The organism is Rhodococcus sp. NPDC060176, assembly GCF_042728675.1.
In the GTDB taxonomy this organism is placed as follows: Bacteria; Actinomycetota; Actinomycetes; order Mycobacteriales; family Mycobacteriaceae; genus Rhodococcus_F.
Genome location: NZ_JBHWYS010000003.1, coordinates 524,258 through 546,086, shown reverse-complemented (window position 1 = coordinate 546,086; position 21,829 = coordinate 524,258). Strand labels below are relative to the sequence as shown.

The 21,829-nt window shown below is 62.1% G+C and carries 18 protein-coding genes; 6 read left to right on the top strand and 12 right to left on the bottom strand.

Annotated features, from left to right (window positions below; translation table 11 throughout):
• The first annotated feature begins 88 nt into the window (after nt 1-88).
• Nucleotides 89-1,366 (top strand): acyl-CoA dehydrogenase family protein, encoded by a 1,278-nt coding sequence (locus ACFWEM_RS17390; RefSeq protein WP_378535373.1) that lies wholly within the window; start codon nt 89-91, stop codon nt 1,364-1,366.
• Nucleotides 1,363-2,586, top strand: a complete 1,224-nt coding sequence (locus ACFWEM_RS17385; RefSeq protein WP_378535371.1) for an acyl-CoA dehydrogenase family protein — start codon at nt 1,363-1,365, stop codon at nt 2,584-2,586. The genes ACFWEM_RS17390 and ACFWEM_RS17385 overlap by 4 nt, the downstream gene beginning before the upstream one ends.
• Nucleotides 2,587-2,717: 131 nt before the next feature.
• Here the strand turns inward: ACFWEM_RS17385 and ACFWEM_RS17380 are convergent, their stop codons facing one another.
• Nucleotides 2,718-4,130 carry a cation:dicarboxylate symporter family transporter gene (locus ACFWEM_RS17380; RefSeq protein ID WP_378448841.1) on the bottom strand — a complete coding sequence of 471 codons (1,413 nt, stop codon included), beginning with the start codon at nt 4,128-4,130 and terminating at the stop codon, nt 2,718-2,720.
• Between the two features lie 119 nt (nt 4,131-4,249).
• Between ACFWEM_RS17380 and ACFWEM_RS17375 the strand changes: the two genes are divergently transcribed.
• Both ACFWEM_RS17375 and ACFWEM_RS17370 read left to right on the top strand, forming a co-directional pair.
• Entirely contained in the window at nt 4,250-5,836 is a 1,587-nt protein-coding gene (locus tag ACFWEM_RS17375) for an ATP-binding protein (protein ID WP_378535369.1), read from the top strand.
• Nucleotides 5,833-6,522, top strand: coding sequence for a response regulator (locus ACFWEM_RS17370; RefSeq protein ID WP_378535367.1), 690 nt, complete (start codon nt 5,833-5,835; stop codon nt 6,520-6,522). Before ACFWEM_RS17375 ends, ACFWEM_RS17370 begins: the two co-directional genes overlap by 4 nt.
• Nucleotides 6,523-6,550: 28 nt before the next feature.
• Here ACFWEM_RS17370 and ACFWEM_RS17365 read toward each other — a convergent pair whose 3' ends face one another.
• The 3 genes from ACFWEM_RS17365 to ACFWEM_RS17355 form a co-directional block, all read right to left on the bottom strand.
• Nucleotides 6,551-8,665 carry a S9 family peptidase gene (locus ACFWEM_RS17365; RefSeq protein ID WP_378535365.1) on the bottom strand — a complete coding sequence of 705 codons (2,115 nt, stop codon included), beginning with the start codon at nt 8,663-8,665 and terminating at the stop codon, nt 6,551-6,553.
• Nucleotides 8,662-9,555, bottom strand: a complete 894-nt coding sequence (locus ACFWEM_RS17360; RefSeq protein ID WP_378535363.1) for a phosphoribosylaminoimidazolesuccinocarboxamide synthase — start codon at nt 9,553-9,555, stop codon at nt 8,662-8,664. The genes ACFWEM_RS17365 and ACFWEM_RS17360 overlap by 4 nt, the downstream gene beginning before the upstream one ends.
• A 155-nt stretch (nt 9,556-9,710) precedes the next feature.
• Nucleotides 9,711-10,745: an ABC transporter substrate-binding protein gene (locus tag ACFWEM_RS17355; RefSeq protein ID WP_378535361.1), complete on the bottom strand. Its 1,035-nt coding sequence runs from the start codon at nt 10,743-10,745 to the stop codon at nt 9,711-9,713.
• Nucleotides 10,746-10,993: 248 nt separating this feature from the next.
• Here ACFWEM_RS17355 and ACFWEM_RS17350 point away from each other — a divergent pair, with 248 nt between their 5' ends.
• On the top strand, nt 10,994-11,926 hold the full coding sequence (locus ACFWEM_RS17350; RefSeq protein ID WP_378535359.1) for a tyrosine-protein phosphatase: 933 nt from the start codon (nt 10,994-10,996) through the stop codon (nt 11,924-11,926).
• A gap of 92 nt (nt 11,927-12,018) precedes the next feature.
• Here ACFWEM_RS17350 and ACFWEM_RS17345 read toward each other — a convergent pair whose 3' ends face one another.
• From ACFWEM_RS17345 to fepB, 3 genes are all read right to left on the bottom strand, one after another.
• Nucleotides 12,019-12,681, bottom strand: coding sequence for a response regulator (locus tag ACFWEM_RS17345; RefSeq protein ID WP_378535357.1), 663 nt, complete (start codon nt 12,679-12,681; stop codon nt 12,019-12,021).
• Complete coding sequence (locus tag ACFWEM_RS17340; RefSeq protein ID WP_378535354.1) at nt 12,678-13,991, bottom strand: sensor histidine kinase; 1,314 nt, start codon at nt 13,989-13,991, stop codon at nt 12,678-12,680. Before ACFWEM_RS17340 ends, ACFWEM_RS17345 begins: the two co-directional genes overlap by 4 nt.
• 111 nt (nt 13,992-14,102) lie before the next feature.
• Entirely contained in the window at nt 14,103-15,098 is a 996-nt protein-coding gene (fepB, locus tag ACFWEM_RS17335) for a Fe2+-enterobactin ABC transporter substrate-binding protein (RefSeq protein ID WP_378535352.1), read from the bottom strand.
• A 65-nt stretch (nt 15,099-15,163) separates the two neighbouring features.
• Here fepB and fes point away from each other — a divergent pair, with 65 nt between their 5' ends.
• Nucleotides 15,164-16,399, top strand: a complete 1,236-nt coding sequence (fes, locus tag ACFWEM_RS17330; protein WP_378535350.1) for an enterochelin esterase — start codon at nt 15,164-15,166, stop codon at nt 16,397-16,399.
• Between the two features lie 42 nt (nt 16,400-16,441).
• On the opposite strand, the gene ACFWEM_RS17325 is transcribed toward fes, so the two are convergent.
• The 5 genes from ACFWEM_RS17325 to ACFWEM_RS17305 all read right to left on the bottom strand — a co-directional run bounded on the left by ACFWEM_RS17325 (nt 16,442) and on the right by ACFWEM_RS17305 (nt 21,673).
• Entirely contained in the window at nt 16,442-17,830 is a 1,389-nt protein-coding gene (locus ACFWEM_RS17325) for a DUF1254 domain-containing protein (protein ID WP_378535348.1), read from the bottom strand.
• Between the two features lie 55 nt (nt 17,831-17,885).
• On the bottom strand, nt 17,886-18,299 hold the full coding sequence (locus ACFWEM_RS17320) for an HIT family protein (RefSeq protein WP_378535346.1): 414 nt from the start codon (nt 18,297-18,299) through the stop codon (nt 17,886-17,888).
• Nucleotides 18,300-18,365: 66 nt separating this feature from the next.
• Nucleotides 18,366-19,787 carry an adenylosuccinate lyase gene (gene purB / locus ACFWEM_RS17315; RefSeq protein ID WP_378535344.1) on the bottom strand — a complete coding sequence of 474 codons (1,422 nt, stop codon included), beginning with the start codon at nt 19,785-19,787 and terminating at the stop codon, nt 18,366-18,368.
• A 55-nt stretch (nt 19,788-19,842) separates the two neighbouring features.
• Nucleotides 19,843-20,448: a TetR/AcrR family transcriptional regulator gene (locus ACFWEM_RS17310; RefSeq protein ID WP_003945736.1), complete on the bottom strand. Its 606-nt coding sequence runs from the start codon at nt 20,446-20,448 to the stop codon at nt 19,843-19,845.
• A gap of 64 nt (nt 20,449-20,512) precedes the next feature.
• Nucleotides 20,513-21,673, bottom strand: a complete 1,161-nt coding sequence (locus ACFWEM_RS17305) for a pyridoxal phosphate-dependent aminotransferase (protein WP_378535341.1) — start codon at nt 21,671-21,673, stop codon at nt 20,513-20,515.
• Between the last annotated feature and the right edge of the window lie 156 nt (nt 21,674-21,829).

The window sequence follows — 21,829 nt, the reverse complement described above, 5'->3', positions numbered from 1 at the left end:
AACCGAGATTTGCGCTGAGTGACAACACTTCGAATCAGGTCGCGATGAAGGATCGACGCCCCTGGTGATTACAGCTTGCATTCTTCCCATGACCACCGCACTGACGCCGAATGCCGTAGCCCGGTCTGCAGATCCGATCAAGAGTGAGGTCGACTACGAAACACTGGCAGAGAAATTCCGTCCGATCTTCGAGGACATCGCACAATCCGTCGTCGAACGCGAACGCGACCACGTGCTTCCGTTCCAACAGATCGACGCACTCAAGAAGGCAGGCTTCGGCGCCGTTCGGGTGCCGACCACGCACGGCGGATCCGGCGCGAGCATCCCACAATTGATCCGTTTGTTGGTCGAGTTGTCGAGCGCCGATTCCAACATCACCCAGGCATTGCGCGGTCATTTCGCGTTTGTCGAAGACCGACTGGTCGCCGACCCCGGAACTGAACGCGATACCTGGCTCCGACGCTTTGCCGAGGGACAGTTGGTCGGGAACGCGTGGACCGAAATCGGCGATGTTGCATTGGGCGAAGCCAACACCAAGGTCTCGCCCGCACCCGATGCCGATCATTTCCTGGCGAACGGGGCCAAGTTCTACAGCACGGGTTCCATTTTCGCCGACTGGATCGACCTGTACTCGCAGCGCACCGACACTGGCGCATTCGTGATTGCCGCGGTCGAGGCGAGGCAACCCGGTGTCACACACAGCGACGACTGGAACGGCTTCGGCCAGCAGACGACGGGGTCCGGCTCATCCGTCTACGAGAATGCGATTGTCCAGCCGGAGAACATCTTCGACTTCTCGACGCGATTCAAATACCAGACCGCGTTCTATCAACTGTTCCATCTCGCCACTCTCGCCGGCATCGCCAAGGCTGCGACAACCGAGATTTCTCGCCGAGTTGCCGCTCGCACTCGCACCTTCAGTCACGGCAACGCTCCACGGTATGCGCAGGATTCACAGATCCAGCAAGTGGTCGGTGAAGTGTCCTCTGCCGCCTTTGCAGCCGAGGCCGTTGCACTGCACGCCGCGCAGTCGTCCCAATGGGCTTACGAAGCCGCGTTCTCCGGCTCGCCGGAGGAAGAGAAGGCCGCCAACATCGCGGCCGAAATCGATTCAGGGCGAGGCCAGGTCGCCTCGATCGGACTGGTCGTGCCGGCCACGGCCAAGATCTTCGACGCACTTGGTGCTTCCGGAGTGAGCCGGGACCTCGATCTCGATCGGTTCTGGCGCAACGCCCGCACCGTGGCCAGTCACAACCCGGTCGTCTTCAAATCCAAAGTTGTCGGCGACTACGAAATCAACGGAACCGAACCGATTTACGTGTGGGCCATCGGGACTGCACCGACAGAAAAGGATGTACAGGCATGACCGTGACCAGTGAAACCGAAGTCTTCGTCGGCATTCCCGACACACCCGAGGGCTGGATCGACCGGGCTCGCGAGGTGAGCAACATCCTCACCGTCGACGCACTCGCGCGTGATCGAGCCGGTGAACCGCCGTTCCGAGAAGTTCAGCTACTCAAGGACAGTGGTCTGGTGACACTGCTGGGTCCGGTCGAGTTCGGCGGCGGCGGGCAGCGATGGGAGACCGCGTACAAGGTGGTTCGGGAGATCGCCCGCGCCGACGGATCCATCGGACAGTTGCTCGGATACCACTACCTGTGGGCCTGGGCTGCCAGATTGGTCGGAACCGATCCGCAGATCTCTGCTGTCGAGGAGCTGTACACGAGCAACCGATTCTTCTTCGGCGGCGCGGTTAACCCTCGAGACACCGACCTCACCGTCGTGGACCGCGGGGACACCCTGGTATTTAACGGCGTGAAGTCGTTTTCCACCGGCGGCCGAGTCACCGACCTCACCGTGCTCGAAGGAATCATCGACGGAACTGCGACGCATGTGTTCGCAATCGTGCCGACTGCTCAGGACGGCATAGTCTTCCGCGGAGACTGGGACAACCTCGGGCAGCGCCTCACCGATTCCGGCAGTGTCGAGATCAACGACGTCGAGGTCGACTGGGCAAGTGCAGCAGGCTTTGTCGACAAGGAATTCCGACCCCTCGTCTACAACACCCTGAACTTCCCGGCGATCGAGATCGTGTTCGCGAACTTCTACCTCGGGATCGCCCGTGGCGCGCTGGACACCGCAGCCGAGTACACCCGAACCCGAACGCGTCCATGGCCGTACGGAGGTGACAACCGCGAAATCGCGACCGACGAGTGGTACCTCCGTGAGGGCTACGGCGACTTGCAATCCAAGCTGTGGGCAGCGGAGGCCTTCGTGGACCAGGTCAGCCGCGAGGCCGACGCCGTACTCCACGCTGCTCGCGAAAACCTCACCGAGCAGGCTCGCGGCGACCTCGCCGTACGCATCGCGGCCGCCAAACTCCGCGCGGCCGACGTGTCCTTGGAGATCAGCAACAAGATCTTCGAACTGACCGGTGCCCGAGCCACTTCCAACGATGTCGGCCTGGACATCTACTGGCGCAACATTCGGACGCACACCCTTCACGATCCGCTCGCGTACAAGCGCCGTGAAGTCGGTAGCCAGTACCTGACCGGCGAGATTCCTGAACCGACCTGGTACACATAGCGGCCACGAACAGAAAGAGACCGTCGCACGGTTGGTGCGGCGGTCTCTTTCATCGTTACGACCAGGATCACTGATCGTAGATCGGGTTCCGCGCTTGCAGCGCAGTCAAACGTTCAGCAGAGCGCACGGATCTAGTGATGGCTCACAAACGACTGCTTGGTGCCGGTCGGAGCCGTCTCGAGTTTGTGCTGCTCCTCTTCGTCCTCGTCGTCGAGCATCGTTGCCTCGTTGAACGGGATCTTCCCGTCGAGCACCTCGATGACGCGTTCCTTGTCGATCGTCTTGGTCCACGCGCCGACCAGGAGAGTCGCGACCGCGTTGCCCGAGAAGTTGGTGATCGCTCGCGCTTCCGACATGAAGCGGTCGATTCCGACGATGAGTCCGACGCCGTCGAGAAGCTCGGGGCGATGGCTCTGCAGTCCGCCGGCCAGTGTGGCCAGACCGGCGCCACTGACTCCGGCTGCACCCTTGGAGGCGATGATCATGAACACCAGCAGCGAGAGCTGTTCACCGAAGGCGAGCGGCTGTCCCATGGCGTCGGCGATGAAGATCGACGCCATCGTCAGGTAGATCGCGGTGCCGTCGAGGTTGAACGAGTAGCCGGTGGGAACGACGATGCCGACCGTGGTGCGCTCGACGCCCACGTGCTCCATCTTGGCGATCAGACGCGGCAGTGCCGATTCGGAGGACGAGGTGGCGAAGATGAGCAGGTACTCACGGGCCAAGTACTTGACCAGCTTGAAGATGTTGAATCCGGTGACCGCGCGCAGCAGCGTTCCGAGAACACCGAAGACGAAGATCAGGCAGGTCAGGTAGAAGCCGATCATCAGGGTTCCGAGCTGGACGACGGCGTTCAGACCGGTCTGGCCGACGACGCTGGCGATGGCTCCGAAGGCGCCGATCGGGGCGAGCCAGAGGATCATCGTCAGGATCTTGAACACGAGCTTCTGGATGTATCCGACAGCCTTGAGGATCGGCTCGCCCGACTTGCCGAGCGACTGGATCGCGAAGCCGACCAGAAGGGCGACGAACAGAGTCTGCAGCACGCTGCCGGCTGTGAGGGAGGACAGCATCGACGTCGGAATGATGGACGCGACGAAGTCCCAGGTACCGCCGGCGCTGTGCGCCTGATCTGCAAGCTTGGCCACAGAAGCCGCGTTGGGCGTGATGTTCAGGCCACTGCCCGGGTTGAGCAGGTTGCCGACGCCCAGGCCGATCGCGAGTGCGATGGTGGACATCCCGATGAAGTAAGCGAGTGCGAGGCCGCCGACCTTGCCGACCTTGGCCGCTGCTCGAACCGAGCCGATGCCGAGCACGATGGTGCAGAAGATGACCGGGCTGATCATCATCTTGATCAGGCTGACGAACAACGTGCCGAGTACACCGACGGACTTACCGAACTCGGGTGCGAGCCAACCGACGAGGATGCCGCCGATAACCGCGACGATGACGCTCATGTAGAGCCAATGCGTCTTGTCGCGCTTTGCCTTGGTGCCCTCGGGCTGTGGGGAACCGTCTACTGTCCCTGTTGCCGTGCTGCTCATGGGGTGTCCTTTGGATCGGATATCTGTGAAGTGATCGGGATCACTTCGAGTCGTGGAGAATTCTTGTTGCAAACAGGTGGACCCGGAAGTTTGTGTTCATTACGTTCAGGAGGCGCTCGATGGTCGAACGAAAGACCGGCCGACGTATGAGCGTCGCCAGACAGATCCTGCTCCTGCAATTGGCGTTGTTGGCGCTGGTCATCGGCGTGGGAGCAGCGCTCGCGGTTGTCGACGAACGCCGAGACAGCGACGACGCGATCCGCAGGCAGGTGAGCTCGATAGCGCAGACTCTCGCCCTGTCGGATTCGACGGCGGCAGCCCTGACGAGTGCAGACCCGACCGCGATTCTGCAACCACAGACCGAGAAAATCCGACAGGCAACTGGCGTCGATTTCATCGTGGTGATGGCGCCGGATCGCACTCGGTTCACCCACACGAGCCCGGAACTGATCGGTCAACTGTTCACCGGGAACATCGACCGCGCACTCGCCGGCGCGACCTTCACGGAGACGTACGCCGGGTCGCTGGGGCCGTCGATCCGCGCAGTCACTCCCGTCTACGATTCCGGCGGAACCCTGGTCGGTCTGGTTTCTGCCGGTGTCACCCGCGAACAGATCAGCAAGCAATTCGCCCAAAGTGTTCCGGTCATCCTGTTCGTTGCTGCCGGCGGTCTTCTTGCCGCGCTCTTGAGTTCGCTTCTGGTGAGTCGGCGAATCAGGCGACAGACCCTGGGAATGGCTCCCGACGAACTCCGCACCATGTTCGAGCACCACGACGCCGTCCTGCACAGCATCGGTGAGGGTTTGGTGGTGATCGGCCGAGGCCGGGGCAAGGACGCGAAAGTGGACATCGTCAACGACGAAGCACGTCGACTCCTCGACCTGCCGGAAGGACCTGTCCCGCTTTCGTCCATCCCCGAGACCTTGCGAGTCGACGACGCATCGCCCGCCAAGGATCAAGTGCACCTCACCGACAAGCGCGTGCTGGTGGTCAACCAACACCCGGTTGAGTGGGAGGGCAACAGAATTGGCACCGTGCTGACAATTCGCGATCACACCGAACTTCAGAACGTCCTCGGAGAATTGGATTCGGTGCGTAGTTTTGCCGAGTCGCTTCGCTCGCAAGCGCACGAGAGCGCAAATCGTCTGCACACGATTATCACGATGGTCGAGTTGGGGCGAAACGAAGACGCAGTGGCCTTCGCCACCAACGAATTGCGGGTGTCTCAGCAGCTGATCGATCGTCTGATGAATGCGGTTCACGAGCCGGCGCTGGCCGCACTGTTGCTCGGAAAAATGAGCGAAGCGGCAGAACGCGGGGTCGACCTGACCATCACGGAAGACACCGCACTCGGTCCCGTGCCTTCACTCAATGCACGCGAGTTGGTCACGCTGGTCGGCAATCTCGTGGACAATGCTATTGACGCATCGCGCGCGAGCGAGTCTCCGTGGGTGGAAGTGACGGTAATGGAAGAGGATTCGATGATGGTTGTTGCCGTTGCCGACAGCGGCCCGGGAATGACACCCGAAGCTCTCGAAAAGGCCAAGGGCCGTGGCTACTCCACAAAATCCGGCTCTCGTGGACTCGGACTCGCACTGGTCTCTCAAGTGGTGAAACGGCACGGCGGCACGCTGTCCAGTGAACCGGCGATGGGCTCGATGCTGGTGGTCCGCATCCCGCTGCGCGAAGCGGAAGCACCCCGATGATTCGCGTCCTGATAGTCGACGACGAACCGTTGATCGCGCAGGCGCACCGTTCGTACGTCGAACGCGTGCCGGAGTTCGTGGTCCACGGTGTGGTTCATTCCGGGAACGCCGCCGTGCGTGCAGTTACGGCGGCGAACGCAACCGACCAGCCCATCGACCTGGTCCTGCTCGACATCGGGTTGCCCGACGCCAGCGGCCTCGACGTGGCTTCCGCCCTCGGTGGGTTGCGCCCGAGTCCGGACATCATCGCGGTCACCTCGGCGCGAGATCTCGAGGTGGTTCGAAGCGCCGTCGCTCGCGGGATCGTGCTCTATCTCCTCAAGCCGTTCACCTTCGCAGCGTTCCGCGACAAGCTCGAGCGCTACCTCGAATATCGTGCAGCGCTTCCCGCCGGAGAGTCTGCGGTCAGCCAGCACGACATCGACCGCGCGATGTCCGCACTGCGAACGTCCGACGATCGAGCAGCGGCACCGAAAGGCTTTGCGTCTCAAACGCTCGGACTCGTCGCTGCGTCCGTCCGGAATTCGGAAGGTCCTGTGACTGCGGCAGAGGTGGCAGCCTCGGTCGGAGTGTCCCGGGTGACAGCCTGGCGCTACCTCGAAAAATTGGCAGACGACGGCATGCTCACCCGGGAGACCGAGTACGGGCGCGCTGGGCGCCCTCAGGTTCGTTACCGCAGAACCTGATAGTCACCGAACCTGATTGATACAGAAGCTAGTTCGCGCCCACGGTGTCCAGCACCCAGGCGAACTCGAACGCGACCTCTTTCCACTTCTCGTAACGACCGCTGACACCGCCGTGTCCGGCGCTCATCTCCGTCTTGAGAAGCAGCGGAGCGTCACCGGTCTTCGTGGCCCGCAGTTTTGCGACCCACTTGGCCGGCTCCACATACAGGACACGGGTGTCGTTGATGCTCGTGATTGCGAGAATCGCGGGATAGTCCTTGGCTTCCACGTTCTCGTACGGGCTGTACGAGCGCATGTAGTCGTAGACGTCCTTGTTGTGCAGCGGATCTCCCCATTCGTCCCACTCGATAACCGTCAACGGCAGCGACGGATCGAGAATCGACGTCAGCGGATCGACAAACGGAACGTTGGCGAGAATGCCGGCAAACAGTTCCGGAGCGAGGTTGGCGACAGCGCCCATCAGCAGTCCGCCCGCACTACCGCCGTCGGCAACCATACGATCAGCGGCTGTGACTCCGGTGTCGATCAAATGCTTTGCGCAAGAGACAAAATCGGTGAAGGTGTTCTTCTTCGTGAGCGTCTTGCCGTTTTCGTACCAGTGACGGCCCATCTCGCCGCCACCGCGCACGTGCGCAACCACGAAAACGACACCGCGATCGAGCAACGACAGCCGGGCAACCGAGAACGACGGGTCGATGCTCGCCTCGTAGGAACCGTAGCCGTACAACAACAACGGCGCGGGACCTTCGGGTGCACCTATGCGCCTCACGATCGAGAGTGGAATGCGGGTGCCGTCGTCGGCCACTGCCCAGTCGCGGCGCTGCTCGTAATTACTCGCATCGAAGTCACCGAGAACGGGCTGCGATTTACGCAGTGCCAGTTCACCACTGGCGACGTAGTAGTCGTACACCTGCCCGGGAGTGATGAAGGACGTGAAGCCGAGCCGGATGGTGGGCTGCGCCCATTCCGGGTTGGACCCCATCCCGATGCTGAACAGTTCTTCGTCGAAGTCGATCTCGTGACGTTCGCCGTACCCGTCACCCGTCAACGGCCATACGGCAACCCGAGTGAGAGCCTCGCGGCGGTAGCTCAGGACGAGGTGCCCGGCAAAGGCTTCGGCTTCTTCCAGACGAACGTCGGCGCTGTGCTCGATCAGCGTCGTCATGTTCGTCGGATCCGATACCGGAGCTTCCACCAACACGAAGTTCTCGGCCTTGACTCCGTCGACGACGTCGTTGTGGAGGATGAGGAAGCGGTCCTCTCCCCCGATCACCGCGTGTTCGGCCCCGTACTCGACGCCTTCGCGACGCGGGATGATGACGCGGAAGTCGCCTTCCGGATTCGCCGATTCCAGCATCCAGCCTTCGCTGGTCACCTTGGACCCGACCCAGATCATCAGGTACTTCTCGCTGCGAGTCGAACCCACGGATACCCAGTAACGCTCGTCGGGCTCGTGGAAGACCGAAACATCTTGGCTCTGCGGCGTTCCCAGCTTGTGACGCCACACGGTGTCCGGACGCCAGGAGTCGTCGACGGTCATGTAGAAGACGTGACTGTGGTCGATTGCCCAGGTGGCACCGGGTGCGGTGTCGGGAATCTCGTCAGCCAGCATTTCGCCGGTCTCGAGGTTCTTGAACCGCAAGGTGTACCGCTCGTCGCCGACGATATCGACCGAGTACGCCAGCAACGTGCCGTCCTCGCTGATGGAGAACGCGCCGAGCGAAAAAAACTCGTGCCCTTCGGCTTCGACATTGCCGTCCATGAGGATCTGCTCGCCGGCCAGCTCGACGCCAGGCGTCAGGTTGGGGGGAGTCCAGTCGTCCTCACCGGCAATGGGACACCGGCACTGGACGGTGTACGACTTGCCTTCCACGCTGCGCGAGTAGTACCACCACTTGCCCATGCGTGTGGGTACCGACATGTCGGTTTCCTGCGTCCGCGACTTGATCTCCTGGAAGATCTTCTCGCGCAACGGCTCGAGAGCTGCGGTCTGCTCGTCGGTGTACGCGTTCTCGGCTTCGAGGTACGCGACTACCTCGGCATTGTCCTTGTCCCGCAGCCACTCGTAGTCATCGACGAACGTGTGTCCGTGATGGGTACGTTCGGTGGGGACCTTCTTTGCGACCGGCGGGACGAGGCTCATGCGCTGGGACCGACCCAATCGTCGAAGGACAACCCGGAAATGCGTTCGTACGCCTCGATGTAGCGAGCGCGAGTCGCATCGACGATCTCCTGCGGCAACGGCGGCGGAGTCGTGTCCGAGCTTCGATCCCAACCGGATTCGGGGCTCGTGAGCCAGTCGCGGACGAACTGCTTGTCGAAACTGGGCTGCACCTTGCCTGCCTCGTAACCTTCGAGGGGCCAGTAGCGGGACGAGTCGGGGGTGAGCACCTCGTCGGCGAGCACGAGGTTTCCCGCGGAGTCGAGACCGAATTCGAGCTTGGTGTCCGCGAGGACGATTCCGCGATCGGCCGCGAAGTTGGAGGCGCGGGCGTAGACGTCGAGAGTGTCCTCGCGAAGCTGCACGGCCAGCTTCAGGCCGACCTTCTCCACTACCTGCTCGAAGCTGATGTTCTCGTCGTGATCGCCGAGAGCCGCCTTGGACGCCGGCGTGAAGATCGGGTCGGGCAGCCGCGACGCCTCGACAAGGCCCTCGGGCAGCGCGACGCCGCACACTGCGCCGGTGTTGTTGTAGTCGACCAGGCCGGAGCCGGTGAGGAAGCCACGGACGACGCATTCGACGGGAACCATGTCGAGGGAGCGCACGACGAGAGCCCGGCCGAGCACCTCTTCCGGGATGCGATCGTCGTCGGGCTCACCGGCCAGATGGTTGGTGCCACCGAGGACGTTGAAGAAGAACACGCTCATCGCGGTGAGAACGCGGCCCTTGTCCGGGATCGGTGTGCTGAGCACGTGGTCGTAGGCCGAGATCCGATCACTCGCGACAAGCAGCAGATGCTCGTCGTCGATCGTGTAAAGGTCGCGGACCTTGCCACCGGCCAGATGAGTGTAGGAATCAAGTGTAGGACGCACCCGGTCACCCTATCGGGCGTTCGCAGTTCGTACAGAACCCCGGTAGCCGGGACAGGTGAGCGTCCTCGCCGTTCGGAGAGCTGTCCGCCCTGCTCATCCGGATATGCAGGTGGCCCCTCGCCACTGGGCGAGAGGCCACCGTCACAGTCGATGAACTACTGGTTTGCGGGCAGCTTCGACAGGCCCTCGTCGATCGAATCCAGCGTCAGAAGAGCCGTCTGATAGGTCGCTGCCAACGAATGCTGAACCTGGACGACGTTGCCGGCCTTCACTGCGGGCAGTTCCTTCCACAGCTCGGAATTGACCAGTTCCTGAAGCTGCGGAGACATCGAGCCGTCGGCGTTGAGGCCGTAGACGATCACGTCGACATTTCCGAGATTCTCGCCGATCTTCTCGATGGATACCTGTTCGACGTGGACGTCAGCCGGGTCGGCAGGGGTGCCGGGGAACTGCAGGCCGAGTCCGTCGAAGAGGTTGGTTGTGTACGAAGACGCGTACTCGCGGGAGAACGTTCCAGCCTCGGGCTTGCAGACGTTGCACACGCCTCCGAAGGTGACCGAGCCGAGCTTGTCCTTGTACTTCGCGGCCAATTCGGCGGTGCGAGCGTCGTACTCGCCCTTGAACTCACCGTAGGTGTCGGAAACATTGGCGGCGTCGGCGAACTGCTCGCCCAGCACTCGCCAATCAGCGGGAACCGTCGGCCCCAGGAAGACGACCGGAGCAGCAGCCTCGAGCTGAGCCATGTCCAACTGACTTTCGACTCGAGCGGGAACGCCCATGATGATCAGATCGGGCTCGGCAGCGACGATTCCCTCGTAGTTGAGCTGGGAGACGTTGCCGTCGGGCGCGACCTTGGGCAGAGCTTCGTAAGCGGCCTTGGTCTTGTCGTCCATGTTGCCGAGTTCACGGGTCCACTCACATACCGCAGCCAGGTTCGCTCCCGCCTGAATCAGCGGCAGAACTGCGTATCCGCAGGCCACGATCCGCTGCGGTTCGCTCGGGATCTCGATGGATCCGTTTTGTGCTTCGAAGACACGGGTCTGCGAGCTCGCGGCTGTCGTCGACGATTCGGACGACGCCTCCTCCGAGTTGCTGCAGCCGGCGACGCCGACCGCCAGCGCAGCTGCTGCACCGATCACCACTGCGCGGCGAAACCGCGACAGACCTTGAACCCGCATGTTGAACTCCATCTGAACGCACCGGACTACCCCGGATGATTTGGTGAGGCTAACCAATATCAGGGCGGCGAGAGTGTGCACAAACACAGGTCTCGAGGAATGAACTGCGCCTCCCGAGCTGCTCACGCTCAGAGCAGCACGCCTCCCACTGAGAGGGAGCAAAGCAAGATTCCTCTCGAATCGGACACTCGAACTCGCTACCTTGCCTTCGCGATACCTCATCGATTCGCCACTCTCACCGCTCGACGAAGGGCTCACACATGTCCCGATCCACGCGCACCTGCTCACTACGGTCTGCCGCGGCCATTGCCTTGACCAGTAGCTTTCTCTTCACCGGTTTCGGCGCCTCGATCGCACAGGCCGAACCTGCCCCCTCGGCTCCACAATTCGGCTCACTGGATCTAGGCTCCAGCAGCTTCGGCAGTGCCGAGCAAACTCCAGATGCCCCCCGGCTGACCGGGATCGACAACTTCCGCGATGTCGCAGGCACCGGCGCCGGATACTCGGGAACTTTCGGTCTGCCCGTGAACAAGGGAGTCTTCTACCGCGCGAACGCGATCACGCCCAAGGGCGATGACATGAGCGTTCTCGAAAAGCTTGGACTGACAAAGGTTTACGATCTGCGCACGGCACCCGAGATCGCCAGCAAGCCGGACGTTCTGCCCGACGGTGTTGCGTACGAGAACATTCCGATCCTGTCCGGGAACATCGCCGAGATGGTCGCGAAGATCAAGTCCCCCGAGGACTCACGTTCGATGATGCAGGACATGAACCGCGCCTTCGTCACCGGAGCGACGGAGCGAGCCGGGTTCGCGCAGTTGCTGACCGGCCTCGCGGAAACCGAAGGTGCACAGGTCTTCCACTGCACTGCAGGTAAGGACCGCACCGGCTGGACGTCCTTTCTGCTACTGAGCATCGCCGGCGTCGACCGCTCGGTGATCGTGAACGACTACCTGCTGACAAACGAGTACACCGCCGAGGGCATGAAGGCCACGCGCGCGGGCATCGCGGCGAGCTTGGGCGAGCAGATGGCCGTCAACATGGAGCCTCTATTGGGTGTCGAGGCAAGCTATCTCGATGCCGGCCTCGCCCAGTTGGACCAGACCTACGGGTCGGTCGATCGCTATCTGACCGAGGGCCTGGGCCTGAGCCCGGCGACGGTCATGACGCTCAAAGCCAAACTGCTGGGCTGAGCGACACAGATGCCCCGGGTTCGACGAGGGGCCGAACCCGGGGCACTGTGCTTGTCTGCCCGTGCCGTGCCGGATGCGCAGCGTCCCGTGCGTCAGCGAGATACGGCGATCACGTTGTTTCGGTACGCCCAGATGACGATCTGCACCCGGGTTCGCACCTGTAGCTTCTTGCAGATGTTGCTGATGTGCGACTTCACCGTGCTCTGCTCGAGGCTGAGGGAATCTGCGATGTCGTTGTTTCCCAAGCCTTGTGACAGCAACTGCACCACATCCATTTCACGCGCGCTGAGACCGTGATCCGATCCGGAGCGCGCTGAGGACATCGGTGCCGGCTTGCGCCTCGCGAACTCCACGATCAGTCTCGACGTCAATCTCGGTGAAAGCACCGAGCCACCCTCGGCGACGGTCAACACGGCCGACGAGAGCTCTTCGGGATCGGCGTCTTTGAGCAAGAACCCTGCGGCGCCGCTGTCGAGCGCCTCGAAAACGTACTCGTCGAGATCGAACGTGGTGATCACGATGACGCGGGTCGCCGGAAACTCGGCAAGAACCTCCCTGGTCGCAGTCAACCCGTCGCCGTGCGGCATTCGGATATCCATCAGTACGACATCCGGACGCAGTGCACGCACCTGCTCGTACGCCTCGACTCCCGTCTTGGCATGCCCGACTACGCGAATCTCGGGATGTCCGGAGAGAAACAGCTCGAACCCCTGCCGCACCACCTGCTGGTCGTCCGCAATAAGGACATCGATCATGCGTTGATCCTCCCGTTCACCGGCACCAGTGCCTGCACAGCCCACTCACCTTCCGAATTCGGTCCGGCGTCCAGTTGACCACCCATGAGCGTCGCGCGTTCGCGCATTCCCACAATTCCGAGGTTTTGCCCGTCGGAAGCCGGGCGAGAATTTCCGAGAGTATTGATCACCCGCACCCTCACCGCGCCGGCTTCTCGGCTCAGACACACCTTCGACTCACTGCCCGGCGCATGGCGAAGGACGTTCGACAACGCTTCCTGCACGATCCGATAGCAGGTCAACTGAACTCCACTGTCCAGGTCGTCGAAGCGGCCGACTTTCTCCAGCGATATCGACGAGATGGTGCGCCTGCAGTCATCGACCAACTCGTCGATGTCGGAGACCATGGGCGTCGGGAAATCGGGGTCTTCTTCACCCAGGCGAAGGATCCCCACGATCTGCCGCAAGCTGTTGAGGGCCCGCTGACCCTGCTCGATGACGCCGCCCAGCAGGGCTTGCGCTTGTTCGGGATTGCTCGAGAAGAACTTGTCGGCGGCACGCGCTTGGATGATCATGCCGGTCATGTGGTGAGCCGCGACGTCGTGCAACTCGCGTGCCATGTCCTGCCGTTCGGCGACAACGGCATTCGCGATCTTGCGTTCGCGGTCCCGGTGCAGATCGGCTACAGCCTGACTGTTCTCAACGGCTTGCTTTCGCAGACGCGCGACGATCTTTCCCATGGCTGCGACGACCAGAAAACTCGTCACGGTATTTGCCGCCGGCTCGAGGAACAAGTGAGGCAACTCCCCCACCTGAACCTCGGCGACTGTCAGCCCGTCCCGTTCGGTGAGATACATCGCCATGATCACGTCCATCGCCATTCCGAGGACCAACAGTCCGACCAGGCGCATGCCTGTCACCCGGATGGATACTGCCATGATCGCGAACCAGAAAAGCGGTGTGGCCCCAAGCGATCGACTGCCGAGGAAGAGCATCAACCCGCCGGATCCTGCCAACGTCAGAAGGTAGTACGCGATCGGGTACCGACGGCGCGTACACGCCACAATCGTCAACACCGTCAGGAAACCCATGATGCCGACAACAGTTGCCGGATCGCTCAGTACTCGATTGCTCGTCTCGGATTCCGACTTGAGACTGGCGAGGCCGAATACCCAGGGCACGCTCAACAGACCGACGATCACGGCCGCAGTAGCCGGGTTGCTCAGGCTGAAACGTCCCCAGCCTCGCGATGCCAGGGCTTGCCCCGGGGCATTCTGACCAGCCGAGTCGAACATCCACTCCCCATTCCGCATCCGATGATTGACGTTCATGGTGGCATGCCCACACCACTTGGTCACACATTCGACGAACGTGAAGGGAATGTTCGATTCTCGGTTACTACCAAAGGACTAGTTCGGAGTGGAGGTACTAGTACTTATGGATCAGCTGAACTGCTCGACCAACCGGTTCACCATATTGGTTGCACTGTAGTAATCGAGACGGAAGGTATCGAGTCCCACGGCATAGACATGATGATCACGAATTGCCGGATGCTGAGCCAACAGGGGCAGTCCCTCGACCACTTTCACCGCACCGTCGTCGGCGCTGACCAAGATCAGAGTGTTGCCCGCGATTCCGTCGTAGAGATTCTCGGCCGAGACCTGGATGATGTCCTTACGCTTGCCCATCGATTCACTGCTCTTCGCGGACTCTGGAATGTCGGCGACCGTGAAACCCATCGCCGTAAGCAACTTCGCCTGTCCGGACTCGTGCGTCCAGATATTGGCACCGCTGCCGTCCTCGTAGTAGACCAGCGCAGTGGTCGGCTGCGGGGGAAGTGTGATCTTGGCCTGGGCGGCCTCTACTGCGCTGTCGAACTTCGCGACCGTGGCCGCGGCGTTGTCTTCGAGACCTGTCGCTTCACCCAGCACAGCGGCTACTTCCTGCCAACTGCTTCCGCCGTAGTCCACCACGATTGTCGGAGCGATGGCCGTGAACTGTTCGTACAGATCGACGACGGAGTCGCCTCCCGTCGCCGAGACGACGATCAGGTCCGGGTTCTGAGCCAGAACGGATTCCGCGTTCGCGCCACCCATCGGCAACACGGCGAGTCCGCGTTCTTTTGCTATGCCGCCCCACTGCGTGAACAACCCCTGCGCATCCGACACGTCGGTACTCGGTCCGGTCGATGCGGTAGCCACCACCGGTGCGTCGATCGACAACAGCGTGCCTGTCAGCGTCACACTGGTCGAGACGATCCTCTCCGGCTTCGACGTAATCTCCACCGGCCCTTTCGGTGTCTCCACCGTGCGCGGCCAATTACCCTGCGATGCAGCCGAATCAGGATCGGAATCTGCATCCGCAGAACTACACCCGGCGAGAGCGAACCCTGCCACCAAGACTGCGGAGAGCACCTTCAAGGTGCGCGATTTTTTCATTGTGACGCCCACTGGCGGACCACTCCTCGAATTCAAAGCCCATCGAATTAGGTTAGGCTGTGCTCATGCTAACTCAGGCGGTGACTGAATTGTCCGCTACCCTCGCGGCCTCGCCCGACATCGAGACGTCCTGGAATCGGATAGTGCAACAAGGCACGCCGATCATCGAAAGTGTTGATACACAGACTGTTCGCGTCACCTTCTTCTGGCGTCAGCCCGAGGAGACGGAGATCGAGCGCGTCTACCTGGATGCAAATTCGCTGACCGACCATCACGCGGAACAACTGAGCGTCATGCAGCGGATCGGCGACAGTCCGGTGTGGTTCTACACCGCCGAAGTCTCGAACACCTGGCGCAGCAGTTACAGCATCATCCCGGTACCGAAGTCCGTAGTCGACGAGTTCGACTATCCGGGAGCAGGCAAGGAGGACACGACCCGCCGTGCCCGCTGGTTGGGGCTGCTCGAATACCGCATTGCCGACCCACTCAATCCGCTCTCCGCGGGCGTGGACACAAGACGTTCCGTCGCCGAGATGCCCTCGGCGCCGGTCCAGTTCGGCTGGGATGCTCCGGCTTTCAGGAATTTCGTGGAGGTCAACTGGAACAGCTCGACTTTGGGCGTCGAGCGGCCGGTGTGGATCTACGAGACCGTCGACGACGGATTGACACCTCTCGAAGAACGTCCACTCGTGATACTTCTCGACGGGCGCCACTGGGCCGAGGTCATGCCTGCCGGCGCCGCCTTCGATCGTGCGGTCCAGACCGGCAAGCTGAAATCCTGCGTTCTGCTGGCCATCGATTCCGTTGACAATCAACGCCGTTCGCAAGAATTGCCGTGCAACCGCGAATACTGGAGCGCAGTCGTCCACGAACTACTCCCGCAAGTACGCGCCGTCACACCCTTCTCGTCTGATCGAACGCGAAACGTGGTCTCGGGGCAGAGCTTCGGCGGCCTGGCTTCGATGTTCGCAGCACTCGAATTCCCCGAACACTTCGCGCTGGTCGCCAGTGGGTCCGGTTCATTCTGGTGGCCGACCGGATTGAAGCGCGGGGAGGACGGTCCGCCGGGTGGAGACATAGCCGCACGCGTCGAGCGCGACGGTGCACCGGACGGCTTACGCGTTGTCCTCGAAGTAGGTAAGCACGAGGCCGACATGGTCGGGCACAGCGCAGCCGTCGCCCGGGCGCTGGAGGCAGCCGGAGCGCAAGTGTCGTACCGAATTTTCGACGGTGGCCACGACTGGTTGTGCTGGCGCAGTGTTCTTCTGGACTCCGTCGTCGAACTGATCGGCAGTCCGTGAAATAGGTACGATCTCAGGGCATGTGATCTGGGTGCGTGCGATCTAGGCCGCCGTGATGTCACCCAGTTTCCACGTTCGATCGAAATAAGGTTCGAGAGGTCCGTAGAAGCGGAAATACGAGAACCAGTGCTGACCCGGAATGGTCTGAACCCAATTGGATTCCTTCCCTTCCGGAGCAGTCGGTCCGTAGTAGAGATCTACCGAACCATCGTCGTTGACAACAAGATCGGGATCTCGCGAGCCACGGTCGCCTCGCCCTTGTTCGTTGTCGATCAGGCACCGCGTGTCGATCGAGTAGACCGTCGCGGACCAGAACAGCTTTGCCGGGACATCGGCAGGTACGTGGAGTGTGTAGCTGTTTCCGCCGTCCAACCAGTTGCCGTCGGCGTCGGAGTAACTACCCAGATATGCCTGACCGAGTCCAGGCGTCGTACTCTTCATCGCCTGGGAGAAGCTGACTGCCTCGTAGAACCACGACGCGCGTTCGTAGAACTCGTCATAGCTGCCGCCTCGCTGAGCGGAGTTGTCGAGAACAATCGCCAAGTCCCACTGACGATCCGGCCAGTAACGCGAACCGGGGAAGCGTTTGACAAACGCATTCGCCTGAGCGAACACCTCCCCCACTTCGACTGCCCGCTGCAAGATCTTCCGCAAGCGATCATCCGGGGCAAACGGTTTGCCCTTCTCCATCCCCAGCTGCCGAAGCCACGCCATCGGGAACCGGTCGCGCTCTTCGACAGGTTCGTCCTGCACGATGTCGTGCAGAAGTTCCCAGTACCGAAGGTCCCGCGGCTGAATTCCGCTCCAGGGCTTGCCGTCCGGTGAGACCAGTCGTGTGGGAGTCGGATTCTCGCGATCGGAGTAGGGGTACACCCGGACGGCGTCGACCAACTCGCCCGAGCGCACCGGGTCGGGATCGAGCGTGCGGAGGCCGAACATGATGTGCATCATCGGGGAGTGGACAACGGTGTATTCACCTGTGTCCTGGGCACTCTGGTCTGGGCCGACTACCAGGGTCTTGCCGCCATTGCCTGCATCGGGGCCCATCTCACCGAGCACCGCGAATTCTCGTTGCCAGAAATCTGCGATGCCCCCGGCGGTCGGCCCCGGCGGCAACTCGATCACCAACGGACCCGTTGTACCGAGATCGAAAAAATTCAAGATGTACGGCGTCGTCGCGTTGGCGGTGATCAGGCCTAGTCGGTCACGATATGAGCGGTAGACGACGATATCGGACGCAGTTGCTCCGAAGATGTTGGTATGCACGTCCATCCACTGCGCCCAGGACACGATGGGGATGGCCCACAAGTACGCCTGCACTGCTGTCTGGAAGTCGAGTTCGTCGAACACCGTTGCGATGTTTTCGCGAGCGGGAAGCTCTCCGTCCCTGGGGACAACTCCGGAGGAATACGTCAGTTCGATGTCGGCCATAACCAGATGGTGCGGGGAGAAACCTCGGCGCGAATCACCCGCACCGGGTGAACCGCTAGTTCAGTGCGTCGCGAATGACAGCAGCCGTGCTGTCGAGAATTGCCCGATTGGGTGTGCGAGGTAGTGCACGCAGGCCGAAGCCGTCGCCGCGATTTCGCGGAATGACGTGCAGGTGGACATGGAAGACTTCCTGCCCCGCAACAGCTCCGTCGGAGAGGTGCAGATTCACTCCGTCGATGGGGAGAGGCCCAGTACGCATCGCCGCGGCGATCTTCTGCGCGACCGCAAAGATCCTGGCACCGTCGTCGGCGTCGAGCGTGGACAATCCGCTGGCGTGACGCTTGGGCACGACCAGGAGATGACCGGACGTGAACGGCCGAATATCCATGAAGGCAAGGACATTCGCGTCGTCGTAGACGACACTCGCCTCGGCCTCACCGGCGATGATGGAACAGAAGATGCAGTCCATGGTCTCCGCCCCTGTGCGCCTTTTTGGTAGTCACCACTACCAGAAAGGCGCACGGGGGCGTAGCCCTTACAGAATCGGCGACGGCGCGTATGCCGCAGCTTCGGGGTTGGCATCGACAAGTTTCCGGACCTCGGCGACAACGGCGTCGACCTGAGCAGACGCGGCGCCGACAAAGGCTGCCTTGTCGGCCAGAGCCTCGTCGAGTGCGGCGCGGTCGAGCGGCAGACGGTCGTCGGCGGCGAGGCGATCGAGCAGATCGGGCTCCTTGCCCTCTTCACGCATCGCCAGTGCAACTGCGACGGCGTTCTCCTTGATCGCCTCGTGCGCGGTCTCGCGTCCGACGCCGGCGCGCACGGCAGCCATCAGCACGCGCGTCGTGGCGAGGAACGGCAGGTACCGCGTCAGTTCCTTCTCGATGACGGCCGGGTAGGCACCCATCTCGATCAGCACGGTCAGGAAGGTCTCGAACATGCCGTCGATCGCGAAGAACGCGTCCGGTAGAGCGACGCGACGCACGACGGAGCAGAAGACGTCGCCCTCGTTCCACTGTGCACCCGCGAGCTCGGCTGCCATGGAGCCGTATCCGCGCAGGATCACCTGCAGTCCGTTGACGCGCTCGCACGAGCGGGTGTTCATCTTGTGCGGCATCGCCGAGCTGCCCACCTGGCCGGGCTGGAAGCCTTCGGTGACCAGCTCGTGGCCGGCCATCAGGCGGATCGTGTGTGCAAACGACGACGGTCCCGCGCCGACCTGGACGAGCGCGGAGATGACGTCGTGGTCGAGGGAACGCGGGTACACCTGGCCGACGCTGGTCAGTACGTGCGCGAATCCGAGGTGCTCGGCGACCTTCGCTTCGAGCTGATCGAGCTTGGCCGCATCGCCGTCGAGCAGATCGAGCATGTCCTGAGCGGTACCCATCGGGCCCTTGATCCCGCGCAGCGGGTAGCGGTCGATCAGCTGGCGCAGACGCGTCAGTGCTACCAGCAGCTCGTCGGCGGCCGAAGCGAAACGCTTGCCCAAGGTGGTGGCCTGAGCTGCGACGTTGTGTGAGCGTCCGGCCATAACGATGGACGAGTACTCGGCAGCGCGCTCACCCAGGCGGGCGGCGACGGCGATGCCGTGGTTGTAGACGTGTTCGAGTGAACGCACGATCTGCAGCTGCTCGACGTTCTCGGTGAGGTCACGGCTGGTCATGCCCTTGTGGACCTGCTCGTGACCGGCGAGTGCATTGAATTCCTCGATGCGTGCCTTCACGTCGTGGCGGGTGACCCGCTCGCGGTCCGCGATGGACTCGAGGTCGACGTTGTCGATGACGCGCTCGTAGTCGTCGATGGCGCCGGCCGGAATGTCGATGCCCAACTCTGCCTGCGCACGCAACACCGCCACCCACAATTGACGCTCGAGCACGATCTTGTACTCGGGAGACCACAGAGCAACAAGCTCGGGGCTGGCGTAACGGTTGGCAAGGACATTCGGGATGCGGCTCACGAGGCCTCAGTCTAACGGGGGCCAAGCAGTGCTGTTACCCCCGATAGTGACCGAGCTAGACCGGCGGCGCCATCACGTCGATCGATTCCAAGAGCATTCCCCTGGCCAACCCCCGTGGGTCCGGGTCGTACTCCCCCAGAGCCGTGATCATCGCGCCGTCGACCATCGCGACGAGACGACGCAGTTGCCCCTCGGGAGCCGAGCGGCCCGAGCGTCGAAGCGCATCGGTCAACAGGTCGTCGAGCTGGGCGCGTAGGCGCAACTGCACGTCACGAAGTGCGGGATGACGGGCACACGCGACGAATCGTTCGTAGCGCGAGATCAAACGCTCGCGGCTCTCCGGACGCTTCTCTTCGTCGCCGAGCAGCAGTTCGACCAACAGTTCGACCGTTGATTCGGCGCCCCGCCGACGTTGGGTCACCGCAGCCACTCTGGCGCGCATTGCTTCCATGTCGGCGTTGCCGTTGAGCTCGACGGCGCACGCGATCAGATCGTCGAGTGAGTCGAAGTAGTACGTCGTCGAAGCCAGTGGAAGGTCGGCCCTGGTTGCCACCGCTCGGTGACGAACGGCGTCGAACCCGCCTTCCAGCAATAGTTCAGCAGCGGACGCCACCAGAGCTTGGCGACGTCGTTCGCCCTTGGGCGTAGCTGCAGAAGACACCACGACATCGTGCCAGCAGAGGGCACCTCCGCATGGCGAAACAGCTCGAAGACCCTGCTGTTTGTTACCCGAGCCACTTCTCGAGGCGAATCAGCGCCTCCTGGATGTCGGCTGTCGCGCCCGCGAACGAAAGTCTGACCATCCGGTTTCCGTGGACGGTGTCGAAATCGATTCCGGGCGCCAACGCGACCCCGGTATCTGTCAGCAACCGCGCACACCAAGCGGTGGCGCCCTCGTCGCCACACAGATGGCCGATATCCGCGTAGACGTAGAAGGCGCCGTCAGCAGGAGCCAACTCCGTGATGCCCAGTTTCGGCAGTCCGGTCAACAGCAGTTCACGATTGACTGCGTATCGCTGAACGTGCCCGTCCAACTCGACCTTCGCCTCGTCCGAGAACGCCTCGATCGCGGCGTACTGCGAGATCGCGGGCGGACACACCGTCATGTTCGACGCGAGTCTCTGCAGCGGGCGTCGCAGGTACGTCGGCACCAACATCCACCCGAGTCGCCAACCGGTCATCGAGAAGTACTTGGACACCGAGCCGATCACAACTGATTCGCGCGAGGTCTCCCAGGCGCTCGACGTGTGCTGATCGCCGTACCCGATGCCGTGGTAGATCTCGTCCGAGATCAGAAGGGTGCCGTGCTGCTCGCACCACGTCGCCAATGCAGCGAGCTCCTCGGGCGAGATCACCGTGCCCGTGGGATTTGCGGGGCTGGCGACGATCAGACCGGCAGGCGGCGACGGCAAAGCCTCGAGCATTTCCACCGTCGGCTGGTATCGAGTTGCCGGCCCGCAGTCGAGTTCGACGACGTTGCAGCCGAGAGCGGCAAGGGTATTGCGGTACGCGGGATATCCGGGGCGAGCAACCACCACGGTGTCGCCCTCGTCGAACGCGGCGAGGAAGAGCAAGGTGAACGCCCCGGACGAACCGGTCGTCACCACCACGTCTTCGGCGTCGACGGCGATTCCCGAGTGCTCACTGTGGTAGCGCGCAATAGCTTCGCGCAGCGGCAGGATCCCGAAAGTCTCGGTGTATCCGAGTAGTTCGGTGCCGAGAATCTCTCGCGTCGCACGTAGTACCGGTGCGGGAGCGGGCGTCGACGGTTGACCGGCAGCCAACGTCAGAACGTCACCATGTGTCCGCTGACGTTCGGTCGCGGCCTTCCATACATCCATGACATGGAAGGTCTGGATATCTGATCGACGAGATTCTGAGCGCACACTCCGACGGTAGCCGAACCGTGGTGCGGCAAGAAACGACGACCACCCATTGTGACGATCCGACAGATTCAGGCACTCAGCATGAGTCGATTCAACGAGACCTGGGCCACGTCACTCGCGCAACATTGATCAACGACATCCTTCGATCAAAAGGTG

Excerpts from the sequence above, each read along its gene's own strand:
- ACFWEM_RS17390 (WP_378535373.1), top strand. The coding sequence starts at position 89 with ATGACCACCGCACTGACGCCGAATGCCGTAGCCCGGTCTGCAGATCCG.
- ACFWEM_RS17385 (WP_378535371.1), top strand. The coding sequence starts at position 1,363 with ATGACCGTGACCAGTGAAACCGAAGTCTTCGTCGGCATTCCCGACACA.
- ACFWEM_RS17380 (WP_378448841.1), bottom strand. The coding sequence starts at position 4,130 with ATGAGCAGCACGGCAACAGGGACAGTAGACGGTTCCCCACAGCCCGAG.
- ACFWEM_RS17375 (WP_378535369.1), top strand. The coding sequence starts at position 4,250 with ATGGTCGAACGAAAGACCGGCCGACGTATGAGCGTCGCCAGACAGATC.
- ACFWEM_RS17370 (WP_378535367.1), top strand. The coding sequence starts at position 5,833 with ATGATTCGCGTCCTGATAGTCGACGACGAACCGTTGATCGCGCAGGCG.
- ACFWEM_RS17365 (WP_378535365.1), bottom strand. The coding sequence starts at position 8,665 with ATGAGCCTCGTCCCGCCGGTCGCAAAGAAGGTCCCCACCGAACGTACC.
- ACFWEM_RS17355 (WP_378535361.1), bottom strand. The coding sequence starts at position 10,745 with ATGGAGTTCAACATGCGGGTTCAAGGTCTGTCGCGGTTTCGCCGCGCA.
- ACFWEM_RS17350 (WP_378535359.1), top strand. The coding sequence starts at position 10,994 with ATGTCCCGATCCACGCGCACCTGCTCACTACGGTCTGCCGCGGCCATT.
- ACFWEM_RS17345 (WP_378535357.1), bottom strand. The coding sequence starts at position 12,681 with ATGATCGATGTCCTTATTGCGGACGACCAGCAGGTGGTGCGGCAGGGG.
- ACFWEM_RS17340 (WP_378535354.1), bottom strand. The coding sequence starts at position 13,991 with ATGAACGTCAATCATCGGATGCGGAATGGGGAGTGGATGTTCGACTCG.
- fepB (WP_378535352.1), bottom strand. The coding sequence starts at position 15,098 with ATGAAAAAATCGCGCACCTTGAAGGTGCTCTCCGCAGTCTTGGTGGCA.
- fes (WP_378535350.1), top strand. The coding sequence starts at position 15,164 with ATGCTAACTCAGGCGGTGACTGAATTGTCCGCTACCCTCGCGGCCTCG.
- ACFWEM_RS17325 (WP_378535348.1), bottom strand. The coding sequence starts at position 17,830 with ATGGCCGACATCGAACTGACGTATTCCTCCGGAGTTGTCCCCAGGGAC.
- ACFWEM_RS17320 (WP_378535346.1), bottom strand. The coding sequence starts at position 18,299 with ATGGACTGCATCTTCTGTTCCATCATCGCCGGTGAGGCCGAGGCGAGT.